Below are 23,013 nucleotides of genomic sequence, written 5' to 3' on the forward strand. Positions count from 1 at the left end.
ATTAATTGGTTATACAGAAGACGCTATATGAGTGAGCTAATAGAATTAAAACGTCGGATGATTAACCAATTAATTTCAACATAATAATTAAGCAGACCCAAAATTTAAGGGGGAACAATTATGATTGGAAGGTCAAAATCAAGTCGGAAAATATGTAAAAGACTTTTAAGTCTATTTAGTATAGCCGCTTTTATGGTTACTATGGATACTTCTTTAACTGTTAGGCCAGTAAAAGCAGCTACAGCTTACCTTTTATCAGCCAATAGACCCTGCTATGCTTCTACTGTAAATGGAGGGGATGTAGCAACTAGAGCTACCGACGGTGATATAAATACAGCCTGGGGAGCAGCATGGAATGTGGACAATCAATGGATCGACATAGACTTAGGAGTATCGGCGTCAGTAAGTCGTGTAGTATTAAAATGGCAAAGTCCTAATACCTATGCCACAAAGTATAGGATTCAGGTGTCTAATGATGAACTAAACTGGCAGACCATATATACTCAGGACAATGGTACTGGAGGTACTAGAGTACCAGATGTTAATGGAAATCCATATTGTGTTGAAGATCTAACAGTTACAGGTACTGGACGTTATGTACGTATGTATGCACCAAAATGTGTATCTGGTTATGGTGCAGCTTTGTATGAATTTGAGGTTTATGGTACTGGTGGAGTAAATCCAGCACCAAAAACTACAGTAAACCTAGCAAAGAATAAGGCAGTTACTGTATCCTCCTATCTACAACCCTGGTGGTCAAAGGATTCTAATGGAAATGTGGTAACACCATTAACAGGAGCTCAAGCAGTGGATGGAAACCCAGCGAGCTATTGGCTTTCAGATACTGGAAGCGATCCAAATGGTCAGTGGCTTCAGGTTGATCTTGGTCAAAGTTATACTATTGGTGAGGTAGATATAACCTGGGATGCAGAGTTTGGTAGAGTATACGATCTTCAGGTGTCAAGTGACGGTCAAAACTGGACTACTGTGTATAGACAGGTTCACGGTACTGGTGAAGCAGAGAAGATTCCTATGTATGCTACAGGACGGTATGTGAAGATGAAAGGAATCGCTATGGGAAGAGGCTCAGGATATTCTATCCATGAATTTCAGGTGCTTCAATATGTAGATGGTGATCCAAAGCCTATCTATACAATTCCAGCACTTCCAGCACCTAAAACAGTGCAAATGGGACAGGGAAGCTATTTAACAGATGATGTGACTTTAGCACAGCCAAGAGATCCAAAGTATATAACAAGTAACGTTAAGGCGCCAATACCATCAAACGACTGGTGGACTTCTGTTATATATACTAGACTAAGTGATGGAATGCCGGCACTACCTTTAATGTATAAATATTTTGAAACTGGACTTGGTTTTTATTACGCTAGTGATATTTTTACCGCACCAAATGATGGCGGCATGGATACTAAGTTTAACAATATGGATCTTACTATAAATTCAAGCAGTATAGTAAAAACTCCTGAAGCAAGACTAGATGGATATGGAGATTACTCAGCAAGTATTGTGTTCAGTGATGACAGCACTGCAAAGATGAAATCAACCTTAGTAAAAGGATCTCCTTATGTTTATAATACCTTCTTAGACCCAAGCTCCGTAGAAATATCCAGTGGTGCAATAGTAGGATTATTTGATGACAACAACAATCCGGTGCTTGCTGAGGATGGATCATCAATAACTGCGGATCATGTAGGCATCGAAGTTAAGAATACAAACACTGCTCCAGTAAGTCAAACTGTAACTCATGATTACGGAATATTTGCTCCAGCAGGCACAGTATTCACAAGGTCTGGAAGTAAGATAAAGATAAATCTAGGAAGTGGGCAGAACTATTTATCTGTTGGGCTTCTTACAAAAAGAACTGATTTAAATTATGTATATCAGCATGCTTATGCCTTTGTATCGAATACCTCTGCATCCTACAATTACGATATGGCTTCAGCAAATGTAAATACTACCTTTACAGACACTGTAGATTTAAAGCGTACGGGTTTTTCTTCAAGTCCACTAATGGCTCTATTCCCTACTCAGTGGAAATACACAACAGCTACCTTTGCAGCTCCAGTGTATAAATCTGCAAGAGGTACCATGAAGGTGCTAGAAGGAAATACCTTTAAAACTACCGTTAAGTTCAATGGCATAACACCATCCTTTGGTGAACCTACAGAGTCAGGTTCTTATAATAAAACTCAGATGTTAGCTTATTTAAATACCTTCAAGCAAAGTGTCACAAAGGATTATTGGGTGGCAGACCCATATTGGCAGGGTAAAAAGCTTCATCCTTTAGCTATGGGTATACTTATATCTCAGCAGCTTGGAAATTATGAGACTAGAGATCAATTTATAAGTATATTAAGAAAGATTTTGGTCAATTGGTTTACCTATAGTGGAACAGATGATAACCCATATTATATGTATTACTCAAAGGATTGGGGTACTTTAATAGGTCAAGGTGGAGATCACGGAATGGGTATAAACCTTTCAGACCATCACTTTTTATGGGGATACTTTACCTTTGCAGCAGGAGTATTAGCTGCCTATGATAAGGACTTTGTAACTAACTATGGAGGCATGGTGGAGCAGCTTTTAAGAGATTCTCAAAACCCATCTAGAACAGATACTATGTATCCATTTATGAGGAATTTTGATCCGTACGAAGGTCACTCTTGGGCAGGAGGTTATGGAGACAATCAGAGTGGAAACAATCAAGAGTCTTCTTCAGAGGCAACCTTTGCCTGGGCAGGAGAATATCTATGGGGACTTGCTACAGGAAATAATACCTTTAGAGATGCTGGAATATGGGGCTTTACCTCAGAGGTAAATGCTATAGAACAATATTGGTTTAACTATGATAAAGATAACTGGGCTAGTGACTATGACCCGGGATGTGTTGGAATGGTATGGGGTTCAGCCTACACCTACGGCACTTATTTCTCTGGAAACCCAAGCTGTATCTATGGAATACACTGGCTGCCTGTGTCGCCAGTACTAACTTATCTAGGTTATAAACCAGATATTGCAGCAACAATATATAGTGCATATAGAAAAGATGAGGATGCATATCAAGCAAAGCTTGCAGCTGAAGGAAAACCAAATGCAGATCCAGAAGGATGGTACCATATAACCTGGCCATATCAATCCTTGGCAGATCCTCAGGGAGCTATAAGTAAGTGGGATGATAGTAAACTTCCTGATGATGAACGGTTTAACTCCTACTGGTTTGTTCAAAATATGAGTGCAAAGGGAAGTAGAGTGACAGATGTTTGGTCTAGTAACTGGACTAGTTACCAAGTCTTTAAGAAAGACACTAAATATAGTGCAGTGATCTGGAATCCTACAGACACTACACAATTTATTCAATTTAAAAATTCAGCAGGAAATACTGGTTCAGCCTATATTCTTCCAAAAACAACCTTAACTGTAGATCCATTTGTAAATAATGCTGTACCGTCGCAGCCAGCACCACCAGCACCAAAGGCAGATTCAGCACCTATAAGCCTTCCAGGGCTTTTAGAAGCTGAAAATTATTATACAAACTTTAGCTGTATGACAGATGTAAGCTCAGAGGGAGGGAATTGCCTTGCATATATAGATGGAGGAGACTCAGCTCTTTATGATGTTAATGTGGCTAAAGAAGGAGATTATACTGTTTCCTATAGAGTGAATAACGGAGGAAATAAAGGACAGATTAAGTTGAAGTCTAGTCTAAGTGGAAGTACAGTTTTATCCACTACAGATGTAAATAATAATGGAGGAACTTGGACCACTGTGTCCTCAACAGTTCATCTAAAAGCAGGAGTTCAGAGAATAACCTTATACTTTGCGGCAGGGGGATTCAATCTAAACTGGATTAATTTCATCTCAGGTGACAGCCAGCCACAACCATCAACAAATCTCGCTCTAAACAAAGCCTCTACAGCTTCATCTTATATTGGAGGAAATACTGCAGCAGCAGCTTTTGATGGAAATAGCTCTAATACCAGATGGGAATCAAACTACAGTGATCCACAATGGATTTCAGTAGACCTTGGAGCAAATTACAACCTAACAGGAGCTAAGCTTACTTGGGAGACAGCAGCAGGAAAGGATTATAAAATACAAGTATCCTCAGATAATACAAACTGGAAGGATGCATATACAAAGACTGGAGGCACAGGTGGAGTTGAAAATATAACCTTCACAACTGCACAGACAGGAAGATATGTAAGGATGTATGGAACCTCAAGAACCACAGGCTATGGATATTCACTATGGGAATTTGAAGTTTACGGAACAGCAGCTAACACAACTAAGGTAGCAGCACCAGTGATAACACCAGCTACTGGAAGCTATACTTCAGCTCAAAATGTTACCATAACTGATCCTACAGCTGGAGCTACAATAAGATATACCACTGATGGCACAGTGCCAACAGCAACCACAGGAAAAGTATACTCAGCTCCATTTACGGTATCCAGTACCACAACGGTAAAAGCCATAGCAATAAACCAAGGCATGAGCGATTCAGATGTAGCAACCTCAACAATTACTATCAGTTCAGTAGTTAAGAACTTAGCCTTAAATAAAACAGCTACAGCTTCCTCCTACAAAACAGGAAATCCAGCTTCACTGGCCTTTGATGGAGATAACTCAAATACTAGATGGGAGTCAGATTATACTGATCCACAGTGGATATCAGTAGATCTTGGAGCAAGCTATACTATAACAGGAGTAAAGCTAACTTGGGAAACGGCCGCAGGAAAAGATTATAAGATACAAGTATCTACAGATAATATAAACTGGAAGGATGCTTACGTAAAAACTGGAGGCACAGGAGGAGTTGAAAGAATAACCTTCAATTCTGCGCAAACAGGAAGATACGTAAGGATGTACGGAACCTCAAGGACTACGGGATATGGATATTCTTTGTGGGAATTTGAGGTGTATGGGAACTGAAGATAATAAGCTAATCATGGTTTTGAAAGATGTACACTTAGGGAAAATAAAGGTACCCAATAAAACTGTAATAAATCAGTTGAAAAAGGTTGATAAGAGCATTCTATCACTTGGAAAAAATGAGGATGAAATAATAATAAATACTCAAGCTGTAAAAGTATTAGAGGCTGGTATAGAAAATAACTTGGTGCAGGTTAAATATGACTATGGAGATTCTGTTAAGAAAGCTCTAGCTGATAATCCTAATATGGGCAAAAAGTAAGTTTATGATCTAATCCTTGGAGAAATATAAAAATAAATATAAAGAGTAACATAAATGAAAGTGTAAAGAAAAATATATAATTTAGAGTAAAAAAAGATGGAGTAAGATATAAAATTGTATCTTACTCCATCTTTTTTATTATCTATATTTAAGCATTAATTAATGTTAGTACCAGTACTTTCCTAAGTCGCTAATTGGAATTATTAATATCTTAGGGTTTTTGGTTGGATTAACCCAAGTGATTAGATCCTTCACCTGTGCTTCAGGCATTGATACACAACCAGCGGTTCCCCCACTGCCGTTTACGTGAACAAATATTCCACCGCCCTTATTTGCAGTTTGATTTACATTATAATCCGTTATTAAAGCATATTTATAATGAGTAGGATAACTTGCAAGATGTTCATAATCTCCGCCAGGATTACTATATATAAGTCTATTATAAGTAGAACTTCCGCTATTAAGATCCCAGTACATGTTATCAGTAACCTTAGTATAGCTGTATTTACATCCAGGGTTATCGGATACTCCAAAGGCACCTAGTATTCCAAGTACTCCAGCAGGAGTTTTGTCTGTTGACTGCATTCTATTTGATATGTAGGCTAAACCGTTTGAACCAACTCTTCCATTAGTTTCGGTTTTTATAGTCCAATCATCACCATTTTTTTGATAGAACTTTATATTAGCATAGCTAGAGCTCATGCTGCTGGTGGTAACTAATATAATTTGGCTGCTATTTGACAGCTGAGGAGATTTAAAACCTTTTTTTACTTCAGGCGCTGGGGTAGCAGGTTGAGTGTTATTGATTGTGGAGGGGTTAGCCTGTGAAGCATTGCTAGTAGCAGCAGCTTTTTTAGCTTCTTCACTCTTCTGTGCCGCAGCTAAAGCTTCTTGTTGTTTCTTTTCTGCGTCCTCATCAGCTTTTTTATCATCAGCAGTATACTCATTAAGGTATTTAGAATTTATCCAACCCTCTTTTGAATCATATTTAACCTTATACCAATCTTGTTGTTTACCTAAAACCTCAACAATAGTACGTTGTTTTAATTTGCTTATTACAGTTTCTGTATCAGAAGGATTTTCCCTAAAGTTAACTACCTCTGTAGTCTTACCAGTAAATTTCTGTTCTACAAATTGAGATTCTGGCTTTACAGCAGCTTGTTCAGTTTGTGCATTCTCTTTACTCGAATCAGCTTCAGTAGTCTTTGAAGTTGGTTCTTCTTTTTTTACATCAGTTAGCACAACTTTATTCTCTTTAGTTTTATTATTTTTATCGTTAGTATGTATTAGTATTCCTACTGCAGCTGCGCATAAAACAACACAAGAAGCTGTAATTATTATGGATTTTTTTCTATTGTCACTAATAAATCTTAAAAGCTTGCTCATATAAAAACTCCTCGCCATTAAATTATAGTGCTGTAAATAGTTTATCAAAAAAGTAAAAATATTTAAATGGAATATTATCTGTAGGAAAAATTTACTTATTAAGTGATTAAGAAGATAATAATCAATGGATTATGAAATATGAAGTTGATAAAAGAATGAATAGAGTAGTAGCTTATGATGATAACAATTTCGTTTTATCATATTCATTTGAAGAAAATAAGGGAATTGGTGATAATAACACAACAATGTACACTATGAATGGTATTTACACACTGGTTCAAAATGGAAGAGATGGCTTAGCCATCTCTTTTATTTTATATTATGAGGAATTTTCTACTGGAAAACATATTTAAATGCTTTAGGTTTTATCAATAAAAACTGATGGTGATTTGATATTATATTTTAACTTTTTAGCCTTAGGGGGAATAAGTCTATACTTAACTCCTATATTTTATTATGTGATCTACTGTTCTTTTAAGGAAAATAAAAGAAAAGATGACATAATGAAATATACAGTGCATATAATGGCAGTAGTTTCTTTAATCACAGTAATTTATGAAAGCATATTTTTAAAACTAAGAGTTTTTGGCTCATTTGGTTATGCCAATACTTATATACATATATGAATCAATAGGTAAAGGCGCTAAACTTGAGCATTTTAATTATAATATTTTTTCACAGTTTATTAGACAAGGTATGACGGGGAAGATTTTAAATCCAAGAAGTAAATATATAAACAATCAATTGAAGCAGAGCTTTAAAGAAACCTTAGAGATAGATATAAAAAATTAGAGTAATTAGTGTATAAACATATTACGGCAAATTGTGATATATTTATACACTGTTTTACTGTATGGAAAATTGCAAGATTTTGGATTTAAATGAGCGTATATACTTCAAATACTTTGTTAGCTGATTATATCTACAGTAAAAGAAGATTTATTTGATTGCTAAAGTTTACTTACATGCTTTTAGAAGTTATAAAGCACAAAAAAACATACTATAGAAAGATATATAAGTGATTTTTTTAAAATATAATATGTGAAAATATGTGATTAATATGTTGAGAAGTCAAATGGGTTATATGATAAAAAAGGTGAGTAAATCATAGAAAATGATAGTAACTGTCTATATAATTTGATTTAATAGTGTTAAAATGTATTGTGTTAATATGTAGAAAATAAAAATATGTATAAGTCTACAAAAAAGTAATGTATAATTTATACGATATCACAATGGGTTCGACAAAAAGTATGTTGGTAATAATTAGTATCGTTTTTTTGACATGCAATAATATGGTTTTAGATGCATTAATTTGGGTGTGGAAGGTTTGTGATAGTATGTGTTATAATTTGATTAAAGAAATGACAATAATAAATGAAAAAAATGACAAAAAGTATATGTTTTATAATTGGACATGCTGGGGCCGTGGTATTATAATAAAAACGTTACAAAAAAGTTAATAGAATTAAAAAAATAGTGAATTTTATATAGAGTTTTTAAATAAATATATAACGTTGTGAATTTTATGTTAAGGGGGAAGGATTAATGTCTAGCCTAGGAGAAGAACTATTTAGTGCTGAGATTCAAAAAGAATTAGCTATTGAAGAAGAAATCGTCGTAAAAGAAGAGAGTGCAAGTAATTTTGCTATCAAAGGCGGCAGGAGAATTGTTTATCAATCAGTAAAAAGAATTCTAGATATACTAGGAGCTTTATTTGGTCTGATAGTTGCGTCACCTGTTTTTTTATTGACTTCGATTTTGATAAAACTAGACTCGAAAGGTCCTATATTCTTCTCGCAACAAAGAGTAGGTCTTAATGGAAAGCCATTTAAGATGTATAAGTTTAGATCTATGGTTGTAAATGCTGAAGAACTAAAGGAAATACTTCAGAAACATAATGAGATGGACGGTGGTCCTATGTTCAAGATGAAGGAAGATCCTAGAGTTACAAAGATAGGTAGATTTATAAGGAAAACTAGTATAGATGAACTTCCCCAGTTAATCAACATATTAAGAGGCGATATGAGTATTGTTGGACCTAGACCAAGCCTGCCTAAAGAAGTAGCAAAGTTTGAACCTTGGATGCTAGAAAGGCTTGAGGTTAAGCCTGGACTTACTTGTTACTGGCAAACATCTGGAAGAAGTGATATAGGTTTCTTAGATTGGATGAAGCTAGATGTTAAGTATGTAAGAGAAAGAAGTACTTTGGTTGATATAAAATTGATTTTTAAGACATTTAAGGTGTTTTTAGGGGATGAACATGCTAGATAGGGGGATATCGTATTGGGGAATCTAATAAAAGTGCTAACTGTGTTTGGTACAAGACCAGAAGCAATTAAAATGGCACCTTTAGTAAAAGAACTTGAGAAGAGAGAAGAAATAGAGTCCATAGTGTGTGTAACAGCGCAACATAGAGAAATGCTTGATCAAGTATTAAAGTTATTTAATATAGAACCAGATTATGACTTGAATATAATGAAGGAAAAACAAAGTCTTACTGGTATAACAACTAAGGTTATAGAAGGATTAGACAATTTTATCAAATCAATAAAACCAGATATAATACTAGTTCATGGGGATACTACCACTACTTTCGCGGCAAGCTATGCAGCTTTCTGTAATCAAGTGAAGGTAGGACATGTTGAAGCTGGATTAAGAACTTTTAATAAATACTTCCCTTTTCCGGAAGAAATGAATAGAAAGCTTACAGGAGCTATTGCTGATATGCATTTTTCACCAACTAACAGTTCTAAAATGAATCTGTTGAGAGAAGGAATAGAAGAAAAAGATATATTTGTAACAGGGAATACTGTAATTGATGCAATGGATAAAACTGTTGAAGACAATTATAAATTTGAAAATAATATTTTAAATAATATAGATTTTAAAAATAAAAAGGTAATTATGGTAACAGCCCATAGGAGAGAAAATTGGGGAGAAGGAATAGAAAATATATGCCAATCCCTAAAGAGTATTGTGAAGAAAAATAAAGATGTTGAACTAGTTTATTTAGTTCACCTTAATCCAGTTGTAAAAGATGTGGTAGAAAAACATTTATTAGGAGAAGAAAGAGTTCATCTGTTACCTCCACTAGATACTAAAGAGACTCATAACCTTATGAATAAAAGCTATATGATAATGACTGATTCAGGTGGTCTTCAAGAGGAGGCACCACACCTTGGAAAACCAGTATTAGTACTAAGGGATGTTACAGAAAGACCTGAAGCAGTAAATGCAGGTACAGTGAAATTAGTAGGTACAGATTATAATACAATATTAGAAAATGCTGAAGAATTGCTATATAATGATGAGTTCTATAAAAGTATGAGCACTGCTGTAAATCCATATGGTGATGGCTCTGCTTCAAAGCGAATAGTTGATAATATCCTATATTATTTTAATATAAGAAAATATAAATCAGAAGAATTTAAGGGGGAGTAAGTGATATGGCAGTAAGAGAATTAGAAATAAAAGAAGAATTTATGGAACAATTTAATGAAAATATTCCAAGTGATTCTATTAATAAAAAAGTATGTGTATTTGGACAAGGATTCGTAGGACTTCCTCTTACATTGAGTTTTGCTTTTAGAGGTTGTGAGACAATAGGTGTGGATGTTGATGAAATACTAGTGAAGCAGACTAATGAGGGAATGACTCATCATACTGAGATGTTTCATGATGTAACAATTAAGGAAGTTTTAAATATAGAATTAAACAACGGAAGATATAAGGCTACCACTGATGGTGGAGAAGCAGTTAGAAACAGCAATAATATAATTGTTACAGTAGGTATACCTATAAAAGAAGGCGAATATATTATAGATTACCTTAAATCTGCATGTGAAACAATAGGCGCTAATCTTAAAAAGGGTGATTTAGTAATAATAAGAAGTACAGTTATACCAGGTACTACAGAAGAGTTATGCCTACCTGTATTAGAAGAAAAATCAGGTATGAAAGCTGGTGAAGATTTTTATCTAGCTTATGCTTCAGAAAGAATAGCTGAAGGACTTGCTTTCGATGAATTTGCGAATATGCCTACTATTGTAGGTGCAATAAATGAAGCTAGTCTAAAAAGAGCAATTGAAGTTCTTAGTGTAGTTTGTAAAGCTGAAGTTATACCGGCTACAAATATAAAAGCAGTTGAAACCTCAAAGGTATTTGAGAATGTTCAAAGAGATGTAAATATAGCTATGGCTCAAGAGTTTGCTAGATTTACAGAAGGGTTAGGAATAGATATCTTTGAAGTAGTTAAGCTTGCAAATACTCATAAAAGAGTTAATTTATTAACACCAGGACCAGGAGTTGGGGGATATTGTATACCAAATGCATATCATTATATCCAACCAAAAGCAGCAGAAATGGATGTTGATATGGGCATACTTAAGCTTGCTAGAGCAAAAAATGCTGAGCTTCCAGCTTTTATAGCAAGTAAAGCTGAAGGACTTTTATGTAAGATGGGTAAAAGCTTAAATGGAAGTAGAATAGCGGTTCTTGGTTTAGCTATGAAGGATTATTCAAATGATGATAGAATAAGTCCACCAATTGATATATGTAAAATACTTATCGAAAAGGGTGCAGAAGTTAGAGCTTTCGATCCAGTAGTTCCTACTAAATATAGCTTTAAAGTTGATTCACAAGAAGATGCACTTAAAGATGCAGATATAGTCATGATACTAGCAAAGCAACATGAATTTAACTTAGAGTGTAGTGATTTAAAATCATTTATGAGTGAAAATCCTATATGTATGGATACAAAAGCTATAATAGATAACAATAAAGCTATAGAAGCAGGATTTGAATACTGGAGAATATAGATAGGTGGTACTTTATGAAAAATATATTTATAATTGGTTCCAAAGGAATACCAGCCAGATATGGTGGTTTTGAAACTTTTGTTGACAAGCTTACTGAAAAAAAACAGGCCGATAATATAAAATATCATGTGGCCTGTTTGTCCTATGAAAAAGAAGATGAGTTTGAGTTTAATAAAGCAAGATGTTTTAACGTTAAGATAAAAAACATTGGTAGTGCATCAGCGATAAGCTACGATATAAAAGCTCTAAATATGTGCTATGATTATATTCAATCAAATGCACTAAAAGATTGTGTGATTTATATTTTAGCGTGCAGAATTGGACCTTATGTCAATGTAGTGAAAGGAAGATTCGAAAAAGCAGGTATAAAGATATTTGTAAACCCAGATGGACACGAGTGGAAGAGAAGCAAATGGAGCTGGTATATAAAGATATACTGGAAGATATCAGAAGGACTGATGGTTAAGAACGCTGATTTACTTATATGTGATTCGATTGGTATAGAGAATTATATAAAGAGAGATTATAGTAAATATAACCCTAGAACTACTTTTATAGCATATGGGGCAGATATAGAAAAATCTAAGTTATCAGATAATGATGAAAAATTACTAGATTGGTATAATAAATTTCAAATCAAGAAAGATAATTATTACCTAATAGTTGGACGTTTTGTACCAGAAAACAATTATGAATTAATGATTAGAGAGTTTATGATAAGTAAGACTGAAAAAGAGTTAGTTATAATAACTAATCATGAACACAATAAGTACTATGATCAATTACTTGAGAAAACAAATTTTAAGAAGGATAAGAGAATAAAGTTTGTAGGAACAGTATATGATCAGGAATTATTAAAGAAGATAAGAGAAAATGCTTTTGCATACTTGCATGGACATGAAGTTGGTGGTACTAATCCATCTTTGTTAGAAGCTTTAGCAAGCACAAAAGTAAATTTATTATTAGATGTTGTGTTTAATAAAGAAGTTGGAGCTGATGGAGCTCTTTACTTTGGTAAAGGTGAAGGTAACTTATCTAATACTATAGATAGTTTAGATTCGTTAGATGTTGAAAGAATAAATGAGTTAGATAGGAAGTCTGAAGACAGAATAAAATCATCATATTCTTGGGAAAAGATTGTTGATGAGTATGAAGGAATATTTCTATAATTTTAATTTAGTTAAATATAGAAGTTACGGAGGTACTGGTGAAATATATATATATTGTATATAAGGAAGAGAATTTATCTGTTTTTGAATCACAGGTGTTGAAGTTTTTGCGGATTCTTAAAAATGATTTTGGAAGGGATATCCTTTTAATTGTTGTAAAGAATAAAAAAACTAAAGAAAATGAGCTTAAGAGTAAAATTGAGAAATATATTAAATCTAGTTACATGGTGATAGAAGAAAGTTCACCTTTATTGTATAGTAAGTGGAGAAAAACAATATTTAGGTATTTTGAGCATAGTGATTGGGAGAATGAGAAGATAGTAGTACACGCTAGATCCTCTAAGGCAACAGTGCTTGGATATGAGTTGAAAAGGGTGTTTAAAAATTGTGTCTTGATTTTTGATAATAGAGGAATTCCTTTAGAAGAAATTGATTTGATGATAAAAGATAGCAAGAAAATAAAAGAAAAGATTAAGTTACAAGTAAGTAAAGTTTTTTTTGCAATATGTCAAAAGGTTGCGGCAAAAAATAGTGATTGCTATATTTTTGTTACAAATAATTTAAGGAAGTACATGATCCAGAAGCATGGGTATAGTGAATCTAAGGATTATCTAATCATCCCAACTTCAATTGATTTGAAAGAAGTTTCTGAGAATATTAATAGTGTTAAGGATTTGAATTCATATATATATATAGGAAGTAACGACTGTTGGCAAAATGGGGAGTTGATTTTTAAACTATTTAAAGAAATAGAAAAAAGAAATTCAGAATCTAAATTTATTATTTTAAGTAAGGATTACAATGAATTTTCAAAGTTGAATTCTACTTATAAGTTGAAAAATATAACTTTTAATTCAGCTACTCATAAAGAGACTCTAGAAATTTTATCTAGGTGTGGGTATGGTGTTATAATTAGAGATGATTCTGTGGTAAACAAGGTATCAAGTCCTACTAAATTGATTGAATATCTTTCTGTTGGGCTGAATGTAATATATAGTGGAAAAATAGGAATAGTTGAAGATTTAGTAAATGAATATGGAAAAATAGTAAGCAATAGACTTATAAATTTAGATATAAATAATATGGAGTCAGTATTGGTTGGAAAATTAGAAAATGAATCTAGTAGCATTAAAGATGAAAAGTTTATAGATTATTTTTCATGGGATGAGAATGTAAAAAAAATAATTGATAAAATAAATGATATGTAAGTATTAGGGGAACAAATGGTAAATAAGATTAACTTTAAATTAATGAAAAAATTAGATGTTATTATAATTATTATAAGTACTATAATCAAGGTGATAAGAGGTGTATTAACTAAGATACTATTGAAAGAATCAAATGGATTGATATTTATTGGTAAAAAGGTTGATATAACACATCATTCTCATATCGTTACTGGCCGTAATGTTAAATTTGAGGCTTATTCTGAAATACAGGGTCTTTCGGGAAAAGGCATTACCCTTGGGGATAGTGTTACAATTGGCAGAAATGTCATGATTAGACCGTCTAGTTATTATGGCACTGATCTTGGTGAAGGCTTATTTGTAGGCAACAATTCTTCTATTGGTCCATTCAGTTATATTGGATGTGCAGGATATATACAAATAGGAAATAATGTTATGTTGGGTCCACGTGTAAGCTTATTTGCTGAAAATCATATATTTTCAGAAGTAAATGAAACCATAAAGACCCAAGGAGTTCAGAGAAAAGGAATAATAATTGAAGATGATTGCTGGATTGGCAGTGGAGTAATCATATTAGATGGAGTTACGATTGGAAAAGGATCGGTTATTGGAGCTGGTGTACTGTTAAGCAATGATGTGCCTAAATACAGTATAGTAATAGATAAAAGACAAAAGGATATAAGAAGTAGAATGGAGAAGGAGCTATGATTAAGATACTATTCTTGCATGCTGGTGCTGAAATGTATGGAGCTGATAAAATACTGCTCGAACTTTTGAGTGGATTAGATAAAACTAGGTTTGAACCATATGTAATATTACCTAATAATGGACCGCTGTATGAAGAAATTAAGAAGAAAGATATTTATGTTGAAATACGGGAATATCCTATTTTAAGAAGAAAATTTTTCAATCCTTTAGGTATAGTGAACTATATATCAGGAGTACTTAAATATAACAAAATAATTGAGGGGTTCTGTAAGGAAAAAGCTATTGAAATAATCCATAGTAACACTCTTGCAGTTTTGGAAGGTGGTTTCGTTGCTAAAAGATTAAAGATTAAACATGTATGGCATGTTCATGAAATAATAATGAAGCCAAAGTTTATGTTTAAGTTGACTAGCTATTTACTTAATAAGAATGCAGATGAAATCGTGGTGGTTTCCAATTCAGTTAAAAATCATATTTTAAGATCATGTTTAGTTGATGAAGGAAAGATTAAAACAATATATAATGGTGTAGATAATACTAAGTTTAATAAAGAAGCTGAATATGATTATCTACTAAAAGAGTTTAAAGTTGATAAAGATGATATAGTAGTAGGGATGGTTGGCAGAATAAACTCATGGAAAGGTCAGAGAGACTTCATATTAGCTATAAAAAAAATAGTTAAAGAACATACGAATATTAAGGCTATACTCATAGGTGGGGTTTTTGAGGGAGAAGAGTGGAGAGTACAAGAATTAAAAAGATTGATTAAAGATAATAATCTTGAAGATGTTATTATTATGAAAGACTTTAGGAGTGATGTTACCAATATATATAATTTAATTGATATCTTTGTTCTTCCATCAACTAATCCGGACCCACTTCCAACAGTAGTATTAGAAGCAATGGCTAGTGGAAAGCCTATTGTGGCATATAGGCACGGAGGGGTTACAGAAATGGTAAGTGAAGGTGCAAATGGGCTATTTGCGGAGGTACTTAATATAGATGATTTAAGTACAAAGATATTATATTTGTTAAAAAGACCAGAGGAAAGAGAAGAAATGGGACGCAATTCATTGAATAGACAAAAGAAGATGTTTTCTAAGTCTTCTTTTATAGACAGCTTTGAGAATCTTTACGAGAAGATACTAAAGTAGTGTTTTTTGATAAAAGGAGAAAATATGTGGAATAGTGATTCAGAAAATCAGATAATAAATCCTGTGCTATTTATTTGTGCAGTATTTTTCCCTATTATGCATAACTTAATATTAATTAATCTAGAAAGCCAGTTCAACAAGATATATTTACTAATTAGTATGTTCTTATTATTAATATCGCTGATAAAAGTAATAAAAAAGAAATCTTTGCAATTCAATAAATGTATAAAAGTAATTATATATATTGTGGTGTTTATTACAATTCAATCAATAGTTACTTTTTTTACAGCGGATAACTTACATCCATTAAGCTATTTAGTGAGGTTTGTTTTCCCGATAAGTGTTTTTATATTTTTATCAACAATTCAAAAGTTAACAGTAAACAGATTTGATGTTAATAAAAATACATATGTAATTATCTTAATTATTTATATTTTTATAAATATTTTATGTTTCTATTTAGAGTATTCTGAGAATCCTATATATATAAAATATATTTTAGGCAAATACTACGAGGTTAGTAAGGGTATGAGGTTTGGAAATATAAGATTCTCTGGAATCTTTTGTTGGCCTAATGCTTTTGCATATTCTTCAGGTAGTTTATACATAATGTTAGATAAATTTAAAACACTAAGAAAATTAAGATTTTGGCTTTTACCTTTAATTTTTCTTAGTGGAAATAGAACCGTAATGATTGCCTTATTGCTTTTGGAGTTTTTAACTGTAATAAGTGATAAAGGAAAAAGCACAATAAGAAGAATTTTAGTAATAATACTTGGGGTATTATTATTAGTTTTTACTTCTAAGTCATATTTTTATGATTTAGCAATAAGCATAAATAGTGAAATTTTAGCCTATAGCTCTGATAATTACAGAATTAGTGTACTTAAGCAAAGCTTTGAAATTTTTAAAGAGCATTGGCTTTTTGGAATTGGGTTAGATAGATTTTCTGCATTAGCTGTTTCTATAAAAAATGCAGACTATTTGGTAAACAATCATTTAGCAAATTTAAATATTATTTTAGCTACATCAGATACGTTTTATACAATAATCTGTGAAGTGGGAACTTTAGGCATTGTTTTATGGAGTTTAGGTATCTATAGGATATTTAAATTAAATAAAATTATTATAGGAAAGTTTGTATTATTTATTCTAATAGTAGGGTATTCGGATTCTAATCCGCTATCGAATTATTATACAATTATAAGTTACTTGATTATTATAATAAGTGTTATTAAGGATTCTATAAAGTTAAGCAATGTAGGTGAAAGTAGTTAGGTTTATTATAAGTTCTTAACTAATAATTAAATGAAATAGGTGGGCTAATAATGTATATGCATATAATGAACAATGAGAAATTCACATTACCATATATTAAATTTATAAAAAATAATTTTGATTTTAAAGAACACTTTTTTATAATAGTTGGTTCACAGAAATATTTAAAAGATAATGATTTTAAGAATGAGAATGTTAAGTTCATTAAAGGAACGATATGTGATTGGATTAAAAATGCTCATTTGATAAAAACGTGTAAATTGGTAATAATACATGGATTTTTTCAAGGAATTCCGCTTAAAGTATTTCTTTCATTAAATTTAAATGTTTTAAAGAAAGTTAATTGGGTGATTTGGGGTGGAGATTTAAAAAAGAGAAAAAGTTCGTATAAATTAGTAGAATATATAGATGACTATTTAAAGAAGTTTTCAACTAAAAGATTTGGTTATATATCGACTTTGGTAGAGAATGACTATGATATAGCTAAAGCTGCTTATATGGTTAGAGGTGAACATAAAAAAGCGATTTATATTAATCCAATAACGTTAAGTTTTTTGGATGATATAAAAAATTCTCATAAAAATAGGGAAGATATTATTAATATACAAATAGGTAATTCAGCTGATGCATCTAATAATCATATTGATGCTATAGATAAGTTATCGAAGTATGAAAATCAAAATATTAAGATTTATTGTCCTTTATCTTATGGCGATGTTGAATATGCAAAAGAAGTGATAGAATATGGGAAAAGTAAGTTTAAGGAAAAATTCGTTGCAATTACAAATTATATGACTCCAAGGCAATATGGAGAGTTTTTGGGCAAAATAGATATAGCAATATTTAATAATGATAGACAACAAGCTTTAGGTAATATTTTTGCTTTGGCATATTTAGGAGCTAAAATATATATGAGAGACGATACAACAATGTGGAAAGATCTTGTTCATAATGAAAAATATAAGTTTTATGCAATTAAAGATATCCCTAGTATTAACTTTAATAGTTTTTCTGAAGTGAATAATGAAAGTATTTATAATAATAAAGTCTTAAGCAAATGTAGATTTGATGAAGATTATATAAAGAAGGTTTGGCAGAATATTCTATTAGATTAGTGAAAAGGAGAATTTTTGTGAATAGCTTTTATAGTATTGAAGAATTAAAGAAACTTGGATTAAAGAGCTTCGGCAAAAATGTTTTAATTAGTAAAAAGGCAAGCATATATTCTCCTGAGAAGATAAGTTTGGGTAGTAATGTGAGAATTGATGATTTTTGTATATTAAGTGGTAATATAATTATGAAAGATTATATACATATAGCCGCTTATTGTGGTTTATTTACAGGTGGATCAGAAATATATATTGATAGTTATACTACAATGTCGTCAAGGGGTGCGATTTATGCAGTTTCTGATGATTATTCAGGTGAGTATATGACAAATCCAATGATTGACGATAGATTTAGAAATTTATGTGAAAAGCCTGTTTATATTGGTAAACATGTTATAATTGGTACCAATTCAACAATATTACCAGGTGTAACTATTTCAGAAGGATGTGCTTTTGGGGCGTGTTCTTTAATTTTAGAAGACTGTGATGAGTGGGGCATATATGTCGGAGTTCCTGTAAGAAGATATAAAGAAAGAATAAAGGATTTACTAAATTATGAATGTTTAATAAATTAAAATGTAATTAAGAAGGTGAAGTAATGGAAAAATTTGAGCAACCTATACAAGTAACAAAATCATTTTTACCTCCGTTAGATGAATATATTGAAAGTCTCAAGACGATTTGGGATACAAGATGGATTACTAATAATGGATACTTTCATAATCAACTTCAGAATAGTTTGAAGGAATATCTTAATGTAGAAAACACTACGTTATTTACTAACGGACATTTAGCTTTGGATGTGGCTATAAAAGCATTAGGATTAAAAGGTGAAGTCATAACAACTCCTTTTACTTTCGCATCAACAACTCATGCAATAGTGATGAATGGATTGACTCCAGTATTTTGTGATATAAATATGGATAACCTCACTATAGATACAAATAAGATAGAGGCGTTAATTACGGAAAATACCTGTGCAATTATTCCAGTTCATGTCTTTGGATATCCATGTAATATAGACGAGATAGAAAAAATTGCACATAAATATAATCTTAAGGTAATTTATGATGCAGCACATGTTTTTGGAGTTGAGGTTAATGGTGTAGGAATAGGTAATTTTGGTGATATATCAATGTTTTCATTACATGCTACTAAAGTATATAATACTATTGAGGGTGGATTACTTACCTATAATAATGTTATGTATGAGAGGAAGATGAACTTACTTAAGAATTTCGGTATATCTGGATATGAGCAAGTTGAAGAAGTCGGTCTTAATGCAAAAATGAATGAATTTCAGGCTGCAATGGGATTAATAAATTTAAAGTATGTAGATGGTCAGATTGCAAATAGAAGGAGAATAGCTAAAATATATAGAGAAAATTTGAAAGAAGTATCAGGAATAAGATACCTGAATGATTTGAAAAATGTAAAACACAATTATGCATATTTTCCCATAATTATAGATGAAACAAAATTAGGTATTGATAGAAATCAATTGTATGATAGACTAAGAGAATTTAATGTAATTACAAGAAAATACTTCTATCCATTAATTACAGATTTTGATTGTTATAAAGGTTTGTATAATGATAATGACTTAATGAATGCAAAATATGTAGCCGATAGAGTTCTGACATTACCTATATACGGTGAATTAAGTGAAGAAGATGCCTTAAAAATAACTAAGCTAATCAAATTTGTTATAAATTCGTTATAGTAAGGAGCTGTAGTTATGCCAGGTGTGTACGGTATTATTAATACCACTAATTTTAGTGTTAAAAAATTTGAAAATATATCAGAGACTTCAATAAAGTCTTCTGATTACTTTATTAGTAAGCATAGTATAGAAAAATTTAAAAATGATAAAGTTTTTTTTGATGATGAAAGGTTTTCGGTCTTAGTAGATGGAGTTATATTAAATTCAAATGAATTAAGCCGTATATATATAGCTAAAAGCTGGCCAGAAACGATCATAAAAATGTATGAAAACTTAGGTGAAACTTTTATGGATTCTTTTAGAGGATCTTTTTGTGGAGTATTTTGTGATAAGGAAAGTAGCACATATATTATATTTACAAACCACTCGGGGGATAAGCCTGTATTTTATTGTGCTTTAAGTGATAGAATAATATTTTCATACAGAATAGATGATTTAAAAGATGTTCTTATTGAAAATAAAGAACAGGTTTCATTCAATATTGATGCTGCGTATCAATTAGTAACATATGGTTTTATGTTAGAGGATAGTACTATAGTTAAGCAAATCAATAGATTGACTGCAGGTAAATATATAAAGTTTTCTAATGGAAGTGTAAAGCTGAGAAGTTTTTATAAGGTTAATAATGATATAAAAATAAGTAGTAATGAAGACAAGTTAATAGATAGAATAGATGAATTATTTAGGTATGCTGTTAAGCTTGAATTTGAAAAAGATATTGAATATGGGTATGATCATTTGGCTGGATTAAGTGGTGGTCTTGACTCTAGAATGACAACATGGGTTGCAAATGATATGGGTTATAATAATATAACTAATTATACCTTCTCAAAGTCGAATTATTTAGATTTTAGAGTTGCTCAACAAATTGCTAGTGCGTTAGGAAATAAGTTTATATTCAAATCATTGGATGATTTACAGTATATAAAAGATATAGATTCTGTTATCAATAATAATGGAGGGACTGGATGCGCAAGTGGACATATACATGGGAAGAGTTTCTTAGAACTTATTAATTTTAATAGGTTTGGTCTTATACATACTGGACAATTAGGAGATGTTGTGCTTGGAACATTCTCTAGTTCTAAAGATCATAGGAAACCTTTATTAGGTGATGGCGCTTACTCAAATATATTGATTGATAGAATAGACGATAATCACTTAAAGCAATATGAAAATGAAGAAATTTATAAAATGTACAATAGAGGGTTTAATGGAGCATTAAATTCGCATATAACCATGCAAAATTATAGTGAGGTTAGTTCACCTTTTATTTTAAAAGAATTTTTTGATTTTTGCCTATCAATAGATCCAAAATTAAGATTAAATCATCAAATATATTATAAATGGATATTAGAAAAATACCCTGAAGCAGGTAAGTTTGTATATGAAAAGTATAACGCTAAAATAAATAGCCATATTTTTAATAATAAATTATTATACCTTATTTTTAGACAGATTCCTAAAAAAATAAGTCAAAAGAATAGGAGCATACTGTTTTCTTTAGGGATTACAAATAGTAAATATAGTAAGAATGATATGAATCCATTTCAATATTGGTTTGACACTGATGCTGGAATGAGAGACTATATATATAATTCTTTTGAAAAAAATATAACAGAAATAAGTAAAATTGAGAAATTAAGTAATGACATAGAGTATATGTTTAAAAATAGTTTAGCAAGAGAAAAGTTGCAAATATTAAGTTTATTAGTGGCATATAATCATATGTTTGTAAAGGGTAAATAATGATGGATAAATTTAAAAAAGTTATGAAGAAGTTAATGGATAAAGGTCTATTTCACATTTTTGGGTCTACTATTATTAATAAGTTAATAGCATTTTTTAATAATGCTGTTATTGTAAGATTAGTGACAGTAGAACAATTTTCTTCATATTCATATGCTAATAATATTCTATCTATAATATTACTAATGAATGGATTAGGAGTAACATCAGGTGTGCTACAATTTTGTAGTGCAAGTATTTTAGATACTACAAAGGCAAGTTATGAAAAGTATGCTTTTAAAGTAGGATTGGTATTTAATTTTATAATATCAATAATTATTATTTCTATTTGTAAGTTTATTGGATTACCAGTTGCAAATAGTAGTGAATTATTACTCTTGATGAGTGGTATGCCAATATTATCATTTATTTTAGAGTTTATAAATGTAAAATTTAGAACTACATTGCAAAATAATAGATTTTCATATATAACTACAATAAATACAATATTAATATTTATATCAACTATAGTAGGTGGCTTATTAGGTGACATAAAAACAATAATTTTATGTACATATGTTGCCACAACAATTCCAATTGTGATTGGATTATATTGGTTGAAGCATGCATTCACAAAGATAAAAATGGCTACTATATTAGAAAAAAGTATGAAAAGTGATTTTATGAGGTTTTCTACAACTTCTTTAGCCAATAATGCTATTTCTCAAGTTTTGTATCTATTTGATATTTTTTTAATAGGCATACTAATAAGTGATAGTACAAGTGTGGGGATATATAGAACTGCAACTCTGATCCCGTTTACATTGAATTTTATACCTTTGTCTGTTTCGACATTTATATACCCTTATTTTGTGATGAATTCAAAAAATAAAAACTGGATGATTAAAAATACAAAATTATTAATTTTATCTATGGGAATATTTAATTTTATAATAAGTCTAATTTTATTTGTTTTTGCACCGTTAATAATAAAGATATTATTTGGAACGAGATATTTAGCTGGAGTACCTTCGTTTAGAATGCTAGCTATAGGATATTTTATTGCTGGAACCTTTAGGATTCCTGTTGGAAATATTCTTACTATGCTAAGGAAAGTAAAGTATTTACTTTTCGTTACTATAACAACTGGAATTGTAAATATAATTTTAGGATATTATATTATTAGTAATTTTGGATATCAAGGGGCTGCAGTTACAGTTCTTGTAGTTTATATATTGTCATCTGTTCTAACTCTTCCATATTTAATTTATAATTTGAAGCACTTGAATAGCTTAAGTTAATGTGTTTCAAAGCTATCTTGTTATCGTGATAGATATACAAAATATATTATAAATAAAAAAAGCGCTTAAGCGCTTTTTTTATTTTATAACTTCAATTGAATCTAGGCAAATAGCATAATTTTGTGAATTAGCATTTTTAGAATTAGTAACTTCGATTTTAACAGTATGATCACCAGAAGTTAAATCTAACTTTTCGAATACTTTATTTTGGAATACATCAGATGAAGAATAA

Annotated in this window: 18 protein-coding genes; 17 read left to right on the plus strand and 1 reads right to left on the minus strand. The window is 31.2% G+C overall.

Features of this window, described 5'->3' with window-relative positions:
- The first annotated feature begins 120 nt into the window (after positions 1-120).
- Positions 121-4,956: a discoidin domain-containing protein gene (locus JHL18_RS26075; RefSeq protein WP_243278057.1), complete on the plus strand. Its 4,836-nt coding sequence runs from the start codon at positions 121-123 to the stop codon at positions 4,954-4,956.
- On the plus strand, positions 4,946-5,218 hold the full coding sequence (locus tag JHL18_RS26080) for a hypothetical protein (RefSeq protein WP_243278059.1): 273 nt from the start codon (positions 4,946-4,948) through the stop codon (positions 5,216-5,218). The genes JHL18_RS26075 and JHL18_RS26080 overlap by 11 nt, the downstream gene beginning before the upstream one ends.
- A gap of 165 nt (positions 5,219-5,383) precedes the next feature.
- Here JHL18_RS26080 and JHL18_RS20815 read toward each other — a convergent pair whose 3' ends face one another.
- Positions 5,384-6,604, minus strand: a complete 1,221-nt coding sequence (locus JHL18_RS20815) for an SH3 domain-containing protein (RefSeq protein WP_200272819.1) — start codon at positions 6,602-6,604, stop codon at positions 5,384-5,386.
- 131 nt (positions 6,605-6,735) lie between these two features.
- Between JHL18_RS20815 and JHL18_RS20820 the strand changes: the two genes are divergently transcribed.
- The 15 genes from JHL18_RS20820 to JHL18_RS20890 all read left to right on the plus strand — a co-directional run bounded on the left by JHL18_RS20820 (position 6,736) and on the right by JHL18_RS20890 (position 22,781).
- Entirely contained in the window at positions 6,736-6,957 is a 222-nt protein-coding gene (locus JHL18_RS20820; protein WP_200272820.1) for a hypothetical protein, read from the plus strand.
- A 247-nt stretch (positions 6,958-7,204) separates the two neighbouring features.
- Positions 7,205-7,396: a hypothetical protein gene (locus JHL18_RS20825; protein ID WP_200272821.1), complete on the plus strand. Its 192-nt coding sequence runs from the start codon at positions 7,205-7,207 to the stop codon at positions 7,394-7,396.
- Positions 7,397-8,152: 756 nt separating this feature from the next.
- Positions 8,153-8,878, plus strand: a complete 726-nt coding sequence (locus JHL18_RS20830) for a sugar transferase (protein WP_200272822.1) — start codon at positions 8,153-8,155, stop codon at positions 8,876-8,878.
- A 12-nt stretch (positions 8,879-8,890) separates the two neighbouring features.
- Positions 8,891-10,048, plus strand: a complete 1,158-nt coding sequence (wecB, locus tag JHL18_RS20835) for a non-hydrolyzing UDP-N-acetylglucosamine 2-epimerase (protein ID WP_274600986.1) — start codon at positions 8,891-8,893, stop codon at positions 10,046-10,048.
- 5 nt (positions 10,049-10,053) lie between these two features.
- Positions 10,054-11,424, plus strand: coding sequence for a nucleotide sugar dehydrogenase (locus tag JHL18_RS20840; RefSeq protein WP_200272824.1), 1,371 nt, complete (start codon positions 10,054-10,056; stop codon positions 11,422-11,424).
- 14 nt (positions 11,425-11,438) lie between these two features.
- Positions 11,439-12,593 (plus strand): beta 1-4 rhamnosyltransferase Cps2T, encoded by a 1,155-nt coding sequence (cps2T, locus tag JHL18_RS20845; protein ID WP_200272825.1) that lies wholly within the window; start codon positions 11,439-11,441, stop codon positions 12,591-12,593.
- Between the two features lie 38 nt (positions 12,594-12,631).
- The gene (locus JHL18_RS20850; RefSeq protein ID WP_200272826.1) at positions 12,632-13,801 is read left to right on the plus strand and encodes a glycosyltransferase family protein; all 1,170 of its coding nucleotides are present in this window, start codon (positions 12,632-12,634) and stop codon (positions 13,799-13,801) included.
- Between the two features lie 15 nt (positions 13,802-13,816).
- Positions 13,817-14,488 carry an acyltransferase gene (locus tag JHL18_RS20855; protein WP_200272827.1) on the plus strand — a complete coding sequence of 224 codons (672 nt, stop codon included), beginning with the start codon at positions 13,817-13,819 and terminating at the stop codon, positions 14,486-14,488.
- Entirely contained in the window at positions 14,485-15,642 is a 1,158-nt protein-coding gene (locus JHL18_RS20860; protein WP_200272828.1) for a glycosyltransferase family 4 protein, read from the plus strand. Before JHL18_RS20855 ends, JHL18_RS20860 begins: the two co-directional genes overlap by 4 nt.
- Before the next feature lie 24 nt (positions 15,643-15,666).
- Entirely contained in the window at positions 15,667-16,920 is a 1,254-nt protein-coding gene (locus JHL18_RS20865; protein WP_200272829.1) for an O-antigen ligase family protein, read from the plus strand.
- A gap of 50 nt (positions 16,921-16,970) precedes the next feature.
- Positions 16,971-18,035, plus strand: a complete 1,065-nt coding sequence (locus JHL18_RS20870; RefSeq protein WP_200272830.1) for a TDP-N-acetylfucosamine:lipid II N-acetylfucosaminyltransferase family protein — start codon at positions 16,971-16,973, stop codon at positions 18,033-18,035.
- A gap of 17 nt (positions 18,036-18,052) precedes the next feature.
- Positions 18,053-18,604, plus strand: a complete 552-nt coding sequence (locus JHL18_RS26525) for an acyltransferase (RefSeq protein WP_200272831.1) — start codon at positions 18,053-18,055, stop codon at positions 18,602-18,604.
- Between the two features lie 23 nt (positions 18,605-18,627).
- On the plus strand, positions 18,628-19,752 hold the full coding sequence (locus tag JHL18_RS20880) for a DegT/DnrJ/EryC1/StrS family aminotransferase (protein WP_200272832.1): 1,125 nt from the start codon (positions 18,628-18,630) through the stop codon (positions 19,750-19,752).
- Positions 19,753-19,767: 15 nt separating this feature from the next.
- Entirely contained in the window at positions 19,768-21,501 is a 1,734-nt protein-coding gene (locus JHL18_RS20885; RefSeq protein WP_200272833.1) for an asparagine synthetase B family protein, read from the plus strand.
- Between the two features lie 2 nt (positions 21,502-21,503).
- Positions 21,504-22,781: an oligosaccharide flippase family protein gene (locus tag JHL18_RS20890; protein WP_207753076.1), complete on the plus strand. Its 1,278-nt coding sequence runs from the start codon at positions 21,504-21,506 to the stop codon at positions 22,779-22,781.
- Positions 22,782-23,013: the final 232 nt, after the last annotated feature.

Origin of the sequence: Clostridium yunnanense (assembly GCF_016595795.1) — a bacterium.
Classification (GTDB): domain Bacteria; phylum Bacillota; class Clostridia; order Clostridiales; family Clostridiaceae; genus Clostridium_AR; species Clostridium_AR yunnanense.